Origin of the sequence: Mycobacterium sp. OAE908 (assembly GCF_017872775.1) — a bacterium.
Classification (GTDB): domain Bacteria; phylum Actinomycetota; class Actinomycetes; order Mycobacteriales; family Mycobacteriaceae; genus Mycobacterium.
The window spans coordinates 2,894,065-2,907,691 of the sequence record NZ_JAGGJL010000001.1 but is presented as its reverse complement, the minus strand read 5'-3'; the positions used below and the strand labels follow the sequence as shown (position 1 = coordinate 2,907,691).

The following is a 13,627-nucleotide window of genomic DNA, read 5'->3' as shown; positions in this document are numbered from 1 at the left end:
TCAATTCGCTGCTAATTGCGCCGTCAATTGGCGCACGGTCAGTTGATGCCGACGACGGGCCCCACTCACGAGCAAATGTGCGGGAGGCCGTCGCCAATGAGGCGCCCACCAATTCGCGCGACCCATCAACCTCATCGCGGCGGGCATGAGTATCGCACGAATGAGTGTGACGTCGAACAGGATTGCCAGCGTCAAGCCGACGCCTAGTAACTTGACGAACGACACCTGAGAAGTGGCCATCGCGATGAACACGACCGACATGATCACTGCCGCCGCAGTGACGACGGGGCCAACGCGTTGCAGCCCGCACATCACCGCGCGGTTGGTGTCGCCGTGCGCGCGATACTCCTCAGTGATGCGCGACAACAGGAACACTTCGTAGTCCATGGACAGCCCGAACGCGAGACAAATGATGAGGATCGGGGTCGGTGTAGCCAGTGTCCCGGTGACCGAGAAATCTCCCACCAGCCACTTGAGGTGGCCCTCCTGAAAGATGAACACCATCGCACCGAGAGTCGCTGACAAGCTGACTACGTTGAGCAGCAACGCCTTTATCGGCAGTACTACGCTTCGGGTGAACACGAACAGCACGCTGAACATCGCCAGGGCGAGCAGTGCCGCGGCCAACGGAACTCGGTCAAACAAAGCATCTTTGGTATCGATGTTCTCTGCGGTGAGTCCACCGACATGCACGGTATCGGGAGCTGGGGTTTGGCGCACCTGATCCAGCAGCACGTGGGCTGCGTCGCTGTAGGGATCGACGTCTGGGAGCACCCGTAGATAGGCGCCATTCGCGTCGGGCAGCGGCATTTCGCCAATCCGTTGCCCGCCAGCATAGCTTGTCGTTCCCAGCTTGACTGCCACGACATGGGGCAACTGTGACAGCGCCCTGGCATACCCGTCCAGCTGATCCGCGCTCGCGGAGCCTTCGACGATCACATCCATCGCGGCGGTCGCTGTCGCCGGGAATTCGGAGCGGATAACGTCTCCGACACTTCGGCTTTCAATTGTCGCGGGCAGCGACCGGTCATCCGAAGAGGTCAAACGGATGGCACCGAAAGGTGCCGCAAGCACAACAGCCAGGAGCAGAACCGCGCCCCCCATCAGGACCGGCCTACGCATGACCAATCGTGAACTGCGGAACCAGAACCCGTCTTCCTCGGCACGCGATTCGGCCGGTTCGTGACGTCCAAATACCTGTGGAACCAGCCTGCGCACGTTCAGCGAGTCGATTCGGGAGCCCAGCAAGCGCAACATGGCGGGCATGACAACGAGCGCGCACACCGTCGCGAGCAGTATCACACCGACACACGCGTAGGCGATCGAACGCAGGAACATCATCGGGAAGACAAGTAGCGCTAGCACCGACAGCCCCACCGCAGTCGCAGAGAATACGACCGTGCGCCCCGCGGTTCGAACAGACTCGAGGATCGCATCATCGAGGGACTGGGCGCGCATTCGCTCCTCGCGGTACCTGGTCAGCACCAGCAGGCTGTAGTCGATCGCCAGAGCCAGACCGAGGATCGTCGTCACGTTGAGCGCATAGTTGGACACCGGGGTGAGGGCCGCCAACAACGCGAGAAGGCCTAGTGAACCAACGATCGAAAGCACACCGATCACGACTGGCAAGCCGGCTGCGACGAGACTGCCGAACACCACTGTTATCAGCAGCAGGATTACCGGCATCGCGATTGCTTCACTGATCCCGAGGTCGTGGTTGAGCTGATCGGTCACATCGTCGTAACTGACTGCCTCACCGCCGATTTGGAGTTTCAGCGGACCGTGCTCAGTGCCGCGGTAGGTCGCGATGAGACGTCTGGCCGCCGCCGCGAACTCGCGCTCATCGCCTTCGACGTGAGCCACGATCAGGGCCTTCGTCCCGTCCTTGCTGCGGAACAATTCAGACTGGCCTGGTCCCCAGTACGAGCTCACCGTCGTGATACCAGGCGTGGCGGCAAGTTGTTGAGTCAGCGCCTCGCCGGCGGCAACCGCAGCGGGATCGTCGACGGACCCGCCGCCGGTATCGGTCGCGAGAATCACCACGTTTGGTTTGCCGACGTGGAAGCGCTGCTCGAGCGCGTCAGCGGCGCGCTGCGATTCGGAAGAACCGTTATAGAAGCCGCCACCTGACAGGCGCTCATTGATCCCGGACCCATATGCAAGTGCGGCCACCATGACTACCAAGGTCGCGGCGAGAACCGTCTTCGGCCGGGCCACTGCTAGTCGTGCAAGCCGGTCTAGCATGATTGCCTTCTCCTGCGTCGACGTCCGCCATGAATCATCAGTCGCGTTCGATGCGACGAGTGCAGTAGCACCCCACTGCAATCTCGCCCGGTTTCAATCCGCCACTACGTAGTCCCGATCTCGGGGCGCGGTCATCTGACGCGGACAGCGCAGCACAAAGGCATTTCTGTGCATTTGCTGTGGATGCGGCACTTTCTAGTGCACATAGCCCCCTGAGAGCTTCGTTATTCTGTTTACAACGCAAATGAAAGTCACTCGCGGGGGTTGAACGGTGTCAGATCTGCAGGTCACGGCGTCAGAGTTGGTTGCGGTGTCAGCCGAGCTCAACTCGCTCACCGAAAGTCTTCGCTCAGGCCTGGGCTCGCTCGACAGCGACGTGTCCGGGTTGTTGGGTTCGGGCTGGACCGGTTCGGCGGCGTCGTCGTACTCCGGCGTCTGGCAGGAGTGGCATCAGGGAGCGGCGCAGGTCGTCGAGGGTCTGTCGCGGATGTCCGGGCTGCTGCAGGAGGCCGCCGCCCAGTACTCATCGACGGATGCTGCGACGGCCGACGGCATCTCCGGAGCAGGGCTCTGATGGCCGCGTTCAGCGTCGACCCGGCCGCCCTGCTGGCAGTGATCGACCGCATGACGGCGTTCGACTCCGAACTCGAAGCGCAGCTGGCCCAGGCCGCCAACTCGGTCGCCCGGCTGGGGACCGCCTGGTACGGGGACGGCGGCGAAGCCGAGCGAGCGGCACAAGCCCGGTGGGACGAAGGCGCCCGCGAGATGCGGGAGGCACTCGTTCGATTACGCCAGATCGCGGAGGGCGCGCACGAAAACTATTCCTCGGCGGTGCAGGCGAACATGCGCATGTGGGGTTGATGTGTGACCTCACCGATTGCGGTTGATCCGTCGGCTCTCGCGGCTGCCGGGACGAGCGTCAGCAATGAGGGTGACGCGGTGGCCACCGCGACCCAGACGTTGTCGTCGGCGTTGTCAGGCGCCGGCGCGTTGTTCGGGCACGACTCGGCCGGGATCGTATTCGGGCAGGGCTACACCCACTCCGGGCAGGCATTGCTCGATGCGGCAGAGTCCGCCGTAAATGCCTGCCGCCGAGTGGGTTTCGGTGTGCAGATGTCGGCCTCGAACTACGGCAAGGCCAACGCCGCATCCACAGTGGGCGGTGGCGAGTCGCCGGTGCCGGTCCCGACGGAACCGCCGTGCTTTGGTGGACTGACGATGCCGCCTCCCATGGGTGGCGGGGTCGCGGCTCCCCTCGGCTGGTCGTTGGTGGAGCAGTTCGTCGGCGAGGTCTGGCCCGACGGCAATCCCGCGCAGATGCACGCCGCCGCGGCAGCGTGGCGCGGGTTCGCGGCGGCCATCGGCGCGGCGGCGGGCCCGATGTCGGCATCAGGAACGGCGTTGGGCGGCATGCAGATTCCCGAGTCGGGGAAGATGGTGGAGGCGGCCGGCAAGGTCGCGTCCGGCTTGAGCGATATCGCCGCGCAGGCGCAGGCATTGGCTTCAAATGTCGACGCGTTCGCAGACAACGTGCAGGCGACGCAGGACGCGGTGCGCGATCTGTTGCACCAACTCAGTCCAGGCGGGGTGCTGGAAACCATCGGCGGCATCTTCACTGGCCACAATCCGATGGACAAGATCAAGCAGGTCGCCGGCGAGATCAAGACCGTGCTCAACAACATGAAGCGCCAGGCTGACGCGTCGAGTCAGCTCTTCAGTCAAGGCATCAACGCTCTTGACTCGGCGACGGATTCGCTTGAAAGCTGGGCGAAGAAGGAGTTCATCTCGGCGTTCGGGCAGGACGTCGGCAATGTGCTGTCGTCCGACTTCAACGCGTTGGTGGATCTTCCCGAGGGCGGGCTGAAGTTCGTTGCCCAGACTGCGCACGGCCTCGATCAACTGGACCCGACCCGTTTCGCCTACGACCCGCAAGGGGCGTTGGATACTTGGAAAGGGTTGGCGAATACCGCTGAAACGCTGACCAATCCGGTGCATCTCGCGAGTGAGATCATTTCCGATCCCCAAGGCAGCCTGAACACCGTCAAGGGCCTGGTGGATTGGGAAGACGTCGAAAAGGGTCACCCGTTCCGTGCTCTCGGCTACGACGCCGCCCAGGTCGGCAGCTTCTTTATCCCGGGCGCCGGGGAGGCCGCGCCCGCGATCGATGGAGCCAGCGCGGCCACCCGGGTAGCAGCCGACTCTGCGGGAGTGGAGACGCGCGCGGCCGGGGCGGCGACGCGAGATGCCGGGGCGACGGCCGCTACCCGCGCGGCCGGGGCGACCGAAGGCATCACGACCAAGGCTGGGGAAATCAGCAGCAAGCTGGACAGCGTCAGTGTCCCCGAGGGTGCCACGCCCGGCTCGGTGCCCGGCGGACGCGCGCCCGTCGAAGCCCCTGTGCCGCAAGAGACTCCGCGGGTCGAGCCGGCGCCGCGGGCGCCGGATGTTCCGCACAGCGAGCCGTCCGTGACTGCCGAACCGCACACTCCTGCTGAGCCGCAACTGGCACCGCCGCACAATGGCGCGCCAGTCGTGCCCGAAGCGCCGCGAGCGCCTGAACCGGTGCCTCACTCTGCAGAGGCACCCAGCGCGCACGCGACAGAGCCGGCTGCGCCAGCCGCCACAGCACCCAGTGTTCCGCACATGGAGGCGCCCGCTCCGCCAAGCGCTCCCGAAATTCCTTCCGCAAGCGAGGGATTCGGTTCAGCCCAGCCTGCGACCGTACCGTCACAAGAACTTGCCTCTGTCGGCGCGGAAACCCGTGGCGCGGAATCATCTGTCGCGGCAGGCGATCACGCGCCCGGAAGCGTTGAGCATGGCTCTGGCGCTGGAGAATCGGGATCCGGGCACGGCGGTTCTGGCGAGGGCCATCGCGACGGCGGCGGGTTCGATAAGGAGCCGCACAATGACCAGCCGCACCAACCTGACGACGATCCAACTCAAACAAGCGATCACGAACATCACGCTGATACGAATGGCGACGCATCGCCCCAAGACCATCACGGCGAATCTGATCACCCGGGGAACATCGACGATAGCCATTCAGACACCAATGGTGTGCCCATTAGCAAGGAGCAGTTCGACGAAATTATCGCAACTGAAAAGGGCGAACGACCTGAGCCCGGCACATACCTTCCGCCAGAATACATCGCCGAACATCTGAAATCCTTTGACGACGGCGCTTCGCGCATCGTCCTTCGTGACGCATATGAGGACTACGGCATCGGGAAGCCTGACCCCGGGCGCACTGAATACGTCCTTACATCGGACAGTGCCAGAGAAATGATAGTGGACGCGGCCGGCGATCCAGTTCGCCTCGCCGAGAGACTGGGGATCCCAGAGGATCAGCTTTCAGGCACCAGCCTCGTAATGATCGAGTTCCATCCAACAGATGCTTATCAACCTATAATGCCCTCGGGAAATGAATGGGGCACCAACACACAATGGCTACCCGGCGGCAGATTGCCCCACGGGGATCTGGAGGCGGTAGTCAACACCGAAGGCCTAGTCAAGGGTATTGACTATACGGTGATCGACATAATTACGGGAGAGGTGTTGTGATACAGCTGAGAAAAGTAGCGATGAACCCCTACGACTTTACGCTCTATTCAGCGGAAGACGGGTCTCGGGTTATGAAAGTTATGTTCAGCGAGGGTGAATACAAGGTCGATATCGGACGATATTTTCTGATCACCGAAGACGAAGATGCTACCGACAGTTCCATTGATCAGCTAAAACTATTAGCGGATAGAATTCGCAACACATATCCCGAGCCAGGATTCACCGAGATAACGAAAGGTGATATAGCAATCATAAATTAGGTGTCGGCGCACCACCTGTGACAAGAGATCCCGATGACCTGTAGTGAGACGTGATCGTGTTGCCGTTATATGAATCGGCGGGTGAGAAGTCGACGAAGCTCCGATCACCATTTACAAAGACCCGCTTTTGCGCGAATCGCGAAACGACCAAAGAGCTTGCCTGCGTAGTAGGCTCTCGCTCCGAGATCGCACGCCGCCCGATCGGTGGATGCGCGGTGCTTCGCGAGGGCAGGGATCCCACCGAAAAGTCAGCGTCGCTCGATGAGCGCCAAGTTCGAGCACTTGCCCTACACTCTTGCACCCTTATGGCGGTCGTTCTGAGCTGCGGAACGCTTGCCGGGCATACCGTTTCGCCGCGGCATCGGCTGCCGGATGGCCCTATCGGGGTGGAGTTCGTCCATCCACCCGCTGTAGCCCGTGCAATCGGATTGATCGGCGACCGACACATGGGTTGGACCGGCTTGGTCAAACCTGACGAGTTGACAGACATACGAGTAGTGGAGAGTCGACGTGCCTAAGCGACTCGTGTTCCAGAAGCTGCTTACCGCGCCCATCGCCGCGGCCATCGTGGAATCCGGCTATGACCAGGTCGGTGGTTACGTCGCAGAAGCCTCGGCAGCAGCCAGCCTGAGGACTCCGGCGGACCTGTTAGCGGCATACGGAGTCGACGGTTCTCCACAGTTCATAGATGTAGCGCGCTTCTCGCAACCCTGGTTGGCAACACTGAGCATGCCGGGTGATCGACAACGGCCGTGGCCGACTTTCCCCAATGGATTCTTGCTCGGCGACTCACTGGCACAGGTGTGGACGTTGGGCCGTACTCGATACTCGTATGGCGCTGAGTACTGGCGAATCCGTGCCGACGGTGAGCAGAAGTGCCTGTCGCGCTATGAAGGTGCGGCCCGCGGGTGGGTTGGCGCGAAGCGTTGGCGTGCGCCAAGTCCGATGGTCGGCACGCTGGCACGATGGCAGGGTCGCGAGTTCTTCGCCGACGTTTTACCGGAAAGCGTTCTGCTGACCGCGATAAGCGACGACGGCCCAACGGGTTTTGAGCAGGTTCACCCGCGCGCTTGGTCTGCGACAGCACCGATATCTGAGTGTGAGGTGTTCGAAAGGGTTTTCACAGCCGAGTTGGACGGTGTGCCGGTGCGTCTGTTGCGCAGCATGGGACGAACCGCGGAAGTCCTCTTACGCTCCGACGAGCCCTCGGGCGCTGAACGGGTGGGCGCGGGTCTTGTCGAGCCTGGCATCTATGAAGTCATTGTCGATGCGGGCCGCCTGACAAACGTACAGGGCGTGGAGAATCAGCTCGCACCGACCAACGAATAAGGACAGCCAGGCACACAGCATCATTTGGTGGTTATCCGGCACACTGTTTCATGAGGTACCGATGAACGACATCTGCCTTTCCGAGGCCCGCGCCCTCGCAGCAGAAGCGATAGAAAGACTTGCGCAGGAAGAGCACCTGGGCGACGTCATGATCATCGATGATGCAGTCGTCGAAACTGCATCCGCATGGTACTTCCCTTACGATTCAGTAGCTTTCATCCTCCATGGCGACATCTCTGCGGCACTGGCAGGCAACTTGCCAGCGAGAGTAGCGAAAGATGATGCCAGCGTGACTTTTGCGGTGCCGCAATAGTCAATTACGAACCGCGATCGAACATCACCCGGCCGGCCACCGGATGTAGTGCATCAGATCAGCGCCCTGCGGACCGTAGACACCGCGATCGTCACCTTGAAGCACCCAGTTGTGTTGCTGGTCGGCACGTGCGGCCAACTCATTCATCTGGCGTGCCATGATCGCGCGACGACGGGCGTCAGCCCTCACGACCGCGCGGATCACGTAGAACAGCCCGACGAGAACCGCGGCGCCGATGATCCACCAGATGAACTTGATGATCAGGCCGACGATGAACAACAGACCAATCGCGCTGGCGAATCCGCCGCCACCCCCTGACGTGTTTCGGCGTCTACTCATCGCCGCATCGACCTCCCCCTGCATTCGTCCCCGGTGTGCAGATTGTGCGCGTCGGGTCCGACAAATCCGTTCGCGTCGCTAGCGGCGGCGAAACACCTCCGCCGGCCGCCCGCGAGTTCCCGAAGTCGCGGCCCCTGTTGCGACGAGGTGCGGTTCCATCGTGCGCCGGAACGTGTCGCGCTGCAGTTCGCGTCCGGCGACCGCCTCATGCGCGAGTCGCAGTTCTCGCAGCGTGAACTCCTCGCCCAGGAGCCGATCGGGATCAGGTTTGTCGGCGTAGTTCGCGCGGATGTGCTCGACAGCGAGTCTGATGATGTCGGCATGGTCATACGGCAGGCGGCCAGGAGAGTGAACCGGAACCAGCCTGGTGGTCTCGGGCAACCGCGAGGACAGCTGATCTGGCCGCACGACGTCGATATGCGCGACCGACAGCACCCATCCGCGATTGTCGCGACGCGGGTCGTCGAACACATGCAACTGCCGCGGACGCAGTCCGCGCACGTTCGCCTTTTCCCGCAGTGACCGATCCACGGCATCAGCCAGAGTCTCGCCTTCGTGCAGAAACGTCCCGGGCAGCGCCCACCCTGGGCCGCTGGGACGTCGCACTTCCAGCACCACAAGTCCGAGTTGTGTGTCGAGAGTGAGCAGCGCCGTGTCCACGGCCACCGACGGCCGCGGATAGTCAGCCAGGGTGCGCCCGCTGCTGTCTCGATGATCGCGCTCGCTCATGTCGGAGCCTCAGCGTACAGTGAAGCACAATTAGCGCAGAATTGCGCAAAATGCTCTCGAGAGGAGCGGTGATGACTTCATACCAGGATCGCGTCGAGGGTGTCCTTCTAGCAACCGCGGCCGGCGATGCGCTCGGCGCGCCCTACGAATTCGGACCGCCGCGTGGTCCAGAACTCGAGGTGGCGATGGTCGGTGGCGGCCCGTGGGAGCGTGGCGAGTGGACGGATGACACCGCGATGACGATCGCTGTGGCGGAGGTCGCCGCCACGGGCGCCGACCTTCGCGAGATCTCCGCTCTGGACACCGTCGTCAAGCGATGGCACGGGTGGTCGCGCCAAGCGAAAGACGTTGGCATACAGACGCGGTCGGTGCTCAACTCGGCATCCCGCGAGGGCACCATCACCGCGACCAGTGCGCGCGCCGAGTCGAGAAGGCTGCATGAGCATACTGGCCGCACAGCCGGAAACGGATCGCTGATGCGCACGGCACCGGTGGCACTTGCCTATCTCGACGACGACGAGGAGGCCATGGTGCAAGCTGCCCGCACGGTCAGCGAGCTCACCCACTTTGACCCCGACGCCGGCGACGCCTGCGTGTTGTGGTGCAGCGCCATCCGGCACGCGGTGCTCACCGGGCAGCTGGATGTGCGAATCGGCCTGCGCCACATCGACACTAACCGTCGCGAGCTGTGGTCGCAGCGGCTCGACGCGGCTGAATCGGGACGGCCATCGTCCTTCGCGAACAACGGCTGGGTGGTCGCCGCGTTGCAGGCGGCATGGTCGGCGATTGCCACCACCCCTGTGCCGGCGGACGACCCCGACGCTGAAGTGTTCCGTGCAGATCATCTTCGCCTCGCGCTCGACGCCGCCGTCCGGGCCGGAAACGACACCGATACGGTCGCGGCGATCGCGGGTGGGCTACTGGGAGCCGCATATGGCGCATCGGCCGTACCCCTTGACTGGCGAAGGCTGCTGCACGGCTGGCCAGGGATAACCGCCCACGGCCTGGTGGCGCTCGCGACGGCGATCGAGCGCAAGGGAAAACCAGATGAGTTCGATTTCTCCTATCCAGGGTCCCCAATCGACGTCTTCGCGCGCCACCCGTACGACGACGGTGTGCTCCTCGGCGGCATCGGTGTCCTACGAAACCGTCCGGCGAACTTCGACGCGGTGGTTTCGCTGTGCCGGGTTGCAGACGACGATGCGCGCACCGACGTGCCTCATGTGGAGGTGCGGTTGATCGATCGTCCCGAACACGACGAGAACCCGAATCTCGACTTCGTGCTCGTCGACACCGTGCGCGCCATCGAGGAATTCCGGCGCGAAGGTCGGACCGTGCTGGTGCATTGCGTCGGGGCGTACAGCCGCACACCAACCGTTGCGGCGCTGTACGGTGCGCGCCTTCGCAACGTCGACACCGAGAAGGCGCTGCGCGACGTCACGGCCGTCCTCCCAGGCGCGCATCCCAATCGAGCGTTCCGAGAAGCGTTGCGGCGCTTGCAAACGGGCCACACCGGCTAATGTCACGACGAGCGGATCGGAAAGGGTTGTCGTGGACATACTGACCACGCTGGTTGCGCCGTTCACCCAGGTGATCTTCGTGCTCGGCAACGACGAAGTCAGCTGGGCTGAACTACTGGGCTTCGTCACGGGCGGCGCGTGCGTCTTCCTAACCGTGCGGGCATCGGTCGCGAACTTTCCGGTCGGGATCGCAAACTCCACCTTCTTCCTGCTTCTCTTTCTGTCGACACGGCTGTGGGCCGACGCCGGACTGCAGGTCCTGTACATCGCACTGGGGTTCGCGGGTTGGTGGCAGTGGCTTTACGGCGGCGCCCAGCATCGCCGATTGGAGGTACGCAGCGCCGGCGTAGGGACGGTCATCGGATGCGCCGTGTTCGTCGGAGCGGCGACGATGGTTCTGTATCCGCTGCTGCACAGCATCAATGACAGCGCGCCGTTCTTGGATGCATTGACCACCGCCCTGTCGCTGGCGGCGCAATGGTTGTTGAACGGCAAGCGAATTCAGAATTGGTACTTCTGGATTGCCGCCGACATCATCTACGTACCGCTGTACGCCGGCAAGGGGTTGATGTTGACCGCAGTGGTCTATGTTCTGTTCCTTGCGCTGTGTATCGCCGGTCTACGTGCATGGCGCAGGCAGTGCGACGTCACAGCGGTCGACGTCGCGGAGCAGAAGAGCACCTCGAGCAGATGAGCGCGTTTGACCACGGGCTGCTGATCGGCAAGTTCTACCCGCCGCGCCTTGGACACCACACAGGCATTCGCGCCGCTGCCGCACGATGCCGCCGATTCACCGTCCTGGTGATGTCCGCTGCAGTCGAGTCAATCCCGCTGGAGCAGAGGGTGTCGTGGCTGCGTGAGGAGCACCGCGACGACGCGAATATCCGAGTCTTGGGGGTCCGCTGCGACGCGCCTTTAGATGTCACGGACGAGCACGTGTGGACCGCGCAGGTCGCCGTGATGCAGGCAGCGCTCCGGTGCGGATGTGCGCCTGCCGTGGATGCAGTGTTTTGCGGTGACGACTATGGCGACGAGCTGGCCAGCAGGTTCGGCGCCACCGCGGTCCGCCTGGACCGCTACGGAAGTAGCACCGCAGTGCGACGCGACTTGGCGTCGCATTGGGGTGAGCTGGCACCGGCCACCCGGGCAGGCTTGACCGCGCGAGTCGTTGTGTTGGGCGCCGAATCAACGGGGACGACCACCGTTACGCGCGAGCTGGCTGTGCACTACCAGGCGCGGGGTGGAGTGTGGACAGACACGCGCTGTGTGCGGGAGTACGGCCGCGAGTACACCGAGATCAAACATCGCCACCAAGGCGGCCAACTACGCGACTTGGTCTGGGAATGCGACGATTTCGATGTCATCGCCGCGGAGCAGACACGCCAAGAGGAGGAAGCGGCACGCGTCGGCTCCCCGCTCTTGGTCTGCGACACTGATGCATTCGCAACCGCGGTGTGGGAGCGGCGCTATCTCGGAGCGGCCGCCCGTACGGGTCAGATGTGGACGCGAGTTCCGCCGCGAGCGGTGTACCTGGTCACTGATCACCAAGGCGTGCCGTGGGAGGACGATGGCTGGCGCGAGGGTGACCTTGAGTTGCGGGCGGCGATGACCCAGTGGTTCATCGACGCTTTGACCCTGGCGGGACATTCCTGGGTGCTGCTGACCGGTGATCTCAGTCAGCGTATGGATCTGGCCATCCGCACGGTGGATCCCCTGTTGAATCTGAGGGCTAAGTTCGGAGAACCCTTGCACGGCCCGGGTTTCGAACGAAACTAGTCGGCTGGCGGCGTCACCACTGGTATGCACACGCCGCACAGGTCCAAGGCTCTGGGTTGACGCAGCATCCACGAATATTGCGCCATGGCGGGAGATACTGGGTCGAGGGCTCACCGAACAATCCTCGTTGTGTGCGCTGCGCACCACAGCGGGGGCATCTGGGATGCTGCGAAAAGCGGAAGTCGAGCAGGCCGTTGTGTCCATCGTTCTGCATGCGGACAACGCACCGCTCGCACAGCACCCCGGGCCAATCGGCGGGAAGCGTTGGTAGCAGCCAACTCTTAGGCGAGTATGGCCCGTCGATGTAGCTGGCACGGCCGTTGGCCGCTTGGATGAGCACCTCCGGCCCCTCGCGTCGTGGCGCGTCGACAGTGCGAATGTGCACAACATCACGGGCGTCTTCGCCCGTCATATCGATGGGGTCATCGCATCCGGTACATGTCCCCTGCGAATGCAGCAAGATCCGGGCTGCGGCCACCGTCGAATGCCCGTACCGCATCGAGGGATCACCGCGGTACCTGCATTCGTCCAACGCCAGCTCCATCTGTACCGCGGCGTCTCCGTGTAATTGCCACACGTCGCGAGGGTCCTGATCGTGGCTGAAGTCCATGACCGCGGTCAGCGTCGTCAAGTCGACCAAGGTGGGCGCGTGATCGGACCATTCGACTACCGCGCGGTCCATGCGACCGTCGATGCCGACTCTTCCGAGGGTCGTCAAGATGGAGGCTGGGTCGGTGTCCAGGACAATGGCCACCGCGTCGCCCACCTGAGCGCCGAAGCCATGTCGCCATGGGCGGTACGGGCTGCGAGAATCCAACAGCGCGATCACCGCGTCTTTCCACGGGCTGCCTTCGACGATGTGCAGGCGTTCGATCTTTGTTTGCGTCACCTACTAATTATTCCCGAGGGGTATGACAATTCAGGCTGCACAGCGTTTGCTGACGAGTTCAGCCGACGTTCAGTCGGCGCGCCAGATCGACATCCCTGATGAAGTTCGGATCGCCGCACACGACGAGTTGGTCGCGGGCCCGCGACAGGCCCACGTAGAGCCGTTCGCGGGAGCGGTCGAAAGCCGACTCCTCGTTGACGACGAGCACGACCGCGCGGCGTTCGAGCTCCTTGAAGCCGAGGACGTGGCTGTAGAACACTTGCTCGGCATCCCAGAAGTTGTCCCAGTAGGCGGCGTTGCCGGGCGGCTTGGCGTTCCTTCTGCTCCGGATGCCGCGTGCCGGTGGTCAACAACGCGACATCCTCTGGGCGCCAGCCTTCTTCGAGGAGAAGCTCGACTTCGTCGTCGCCGACGTCCATCGCATCTTCACGGGCGCAAGGAACGAACTTCACCGCCGGCCCTCCCCGCCGAGGAAGCGCATCGGGTGATCCACGAGCGGCTGGAACGCATTGGCGATCTGGCGGGTGTTGCGCAGATTGTGGTCGAGGACCAGCGGGACGAGCGGCACCGGCGGTGACCTGTGCCGACCAAACACCCGCTGCCCTTCGTCGGTGAACACCTAGCGGCCGCCAGTTTCATCGTCCTTGAGCCGGTATCTGCAGAGCTA

The 13,627-nt window shown here is 63.2% G+C and carries 12 protein-coding genes and 1 pseudogene; 8 read left to right on the top strand and 5 right to left on the bottom strand.

The genetic code is table 11. The features are described 5' to 3' along the window. Entirely contained in the window at nt 1–2,244 is a 2,244-nt protein-coding gene (locus J3E61_RS14305) for an MMPL family transporter (protein ID WP_210084002.1), read from the bottom strand. Nucleotides 2,245–2,515: 271 nt separating this feature from the next. On the opposite strand from J3E61_RS14305, the gene J3E61_RS14300 reads away from it, so the two are divergent. The 5 genes from J3E61_RS14300 (at nt 2,516) to J3E61_RS14280 (ending at nt 7,707) form a co-directional block, all read left to right on the top strand. Continuing rightward, nucleotides 2,516–2,818 carry a WXG100 family type VII secretion target gene (locus J3E61_RS14300; protein WP_210084001.1) on the top strand — a complete coding sequence of 101 codons (303 nt, stop codon included), beginning with the start codon at nt 2,516–2,518 and terminating at the stop codon, nt 2,816–2,818. Further along, on the top strand, nt 2,818–3,105 hold the full coding sequence (locus J3E61_RS14295; protein ID WP_210084000.1) for a WXG100 family type VII secretion target: 288 nt from the start codon (nt 2,818–2,820) through the stop codon (nt 3,103–3,105). Before J3E61_RS14300 ends, J3E61_RS14295 begins: the two co-directional genes overlap by 1 nt. Nucleotides 3,106–3,297: 192 nt before the next feature. Beyond that, complete coding sequence (locus tag J3E61_RS14290; protein WP_210083999.1) at nt 3,298–5,805, top strand: hypothetical protein; 2,508 nt, start codon at nt 3,298–3,300, stop codon at nt 5,803–5,805. 770 nt (nt 5,806–6,575) lie between these two features. Beyond that, nucleotides 6,576–7,394, top strand: coding sequence for a hypothetical protein (locus J3E61_RS14285; protein ID WP_210083998.1), 819 nt, complete (start codon nt 6,576–6,578; stop codon nt 7,392–7,394). A 61-nt stretch (nt 7,395–7,455) separates the two neighbouring features. Beyond that, nucleotides 7,456–7,707, top strand: coding sequence for a hypothetical protein (locus tag J3E61_RS14280; RefSeq protein ID WP_210083997.1), 252 nt, complete (start codon nt 7,456–7,458; stop codon nt 7,705–7,707). A gap of 24 nt (nt 7,708–7,731) precedes the next feature. Here J3E61_RS14280 and J3E61_RS14275 read toward each other — a convergent pair whose 3' ends face one another. After that, nucleotides 7,732–8,070, bottom strand: a complete 339-nt coding sequence (locus tag J3E61_RS14275; protein ID WP_210083996.1) for a hypothetical protein — start codon at nt 8,068–8,070, stop codon at nt 7,732–7,734. Between the two features lie 54 nt (nt 8,071–8,124). Beyond that, a complete protein-coding gene (locus tag J3E61_RS14270) occupies nt 8,125–8,775 on the bottom strand; it encodes an NUDIX hydrolase (RefSeq protein WP_210083995.1) in 651 nt (216 codons plus the stop codon). 71 nt (nt 8,776–8,846) lie between these two features. On the opposite strand from J3E61_RS14270, the gene J3E61_RS14265 reads away from it, so the two are divergent. Genes J3E61_RS14265 through J3E61_RS14255 form a run of 3 tightly spaced genes read left to right on the top strand, consistent with a single transcriptional unit; the run spans nt 8,847 to nt 12,071 of the window. After that, nucleotides 8,847–10,295, top strand: coding sequence for an ADP-ribosylglycohydrolase family protein (locus tag J3E61_RS14265; RefSeq protein ID WP_210083994.1), 1,449 nt, complete (start codon nt 8,847–8,849; stop codon nt 10,293–10,295). Nucleotides 10,296–10,344: 49 nt separating this feature from the next. Then, nucleotides 10,345–10,989: a nicotinamide mononucleotide transporter gene (locus J3E61_RS14260; protein WP_210085558.1), complete on the top strand. Its 645-nt coding sequence runs from the start codon at nt 10,345–10,347 to the stop codon at nt 10,987–10,989. Next, a complete protein-coding gene (locus J3E61_RS14255) occupies nt 10,986–12,071 on the top strand; it encodes an AAA family ATPase (protein ID WP_210083993.1) in 1,086 nt (361 codons plus the stop codon). The genes J3E61_RS14260 and J3E61_RS14255 overlap by 4 nt, the downstream gene beginning before the upstream one ends. A gap of 13 nt (nt 12,072–12,084) precedes the next feature. Here J3E61_RS14255 and J3E61_RS14250 read toward each other — a convergent pair whose 3' ends face one another. Together J3E61_RS14250 and J3E61_RS14245 are read right to left on the bottom strand one after the other, a co-directional pair. Further along, nucleotides 12,085–12,960 (bottom strand): hypothetical protein, encoded by an 876-nt coding sequence (locus J3E61_RS14250; RefSeq protein WP_210083992.1) that lies wholly within the window; start codon nt 12,958–12,960, stop codon nt 12,085–12,087. Between the two features lie 58 nt (nt 12,961–13,018). Continuing rightward, nucleotides 13,019–13,609, bottom strand: a pseudogene (locus J3E61_RS14245) (ATP-binding domain-containing protein); the annotation flags it as partial. Nucleotides 13,610–13,627 lie beyond the last annotated feature (18 nt).

Coding starts and splice junctions, on each gene's coding strand:
- J3E61_RS14270 (WP_210083995.1), bottom strand. CDS start 8,775: ATGAGCGAGCGCGATCATCGAGACAGCAGCGGGCGCACCCTGGCTGAC.
- J3E61_RS14305 (WP_210084002.1), bottom strand. CDS start 2,244: ATGCTAGACCGGCTTGCACGACTAGCAGTGGCCCGGCCGAAGACGGTT.
- J3E61_RS14280 (WP_210083997.1), top strand. CDS start 7,456: ATGAACGACATCTGCCTTTCCGAGGCCCGCGCCCTCGCAGCAGAAGCG.
- J3E61_RS14255 (WP_210083993.1), top strand. CDS start 10,986: ATGAGCGCGTTTGACCACGGGCTGCTGATCGGCAAGTTCTACCCGCCG.
- J3E61_RS14265 (WP_210083994.1), top strand. CDS start 8,847: ATGACTTCATACCAGGATCGCGTCGAGGGTGTCCTTCTAGCAACCGCG.
- J3E61_RS14275 (WP_210083996.1), bottom strand. CDS start 8,070: ATGCAGGGGGAGGTCGATGCGGCGATGAGTAGACGCCGAAACACGTCA.
- J3E61_RS14295 (WP_210084000.1), top strand. CDS start 2,818: ATGGCCGCGTTCAGCGTCGACCCGGCCGCCCTGCTGGCAGTGATCGAC.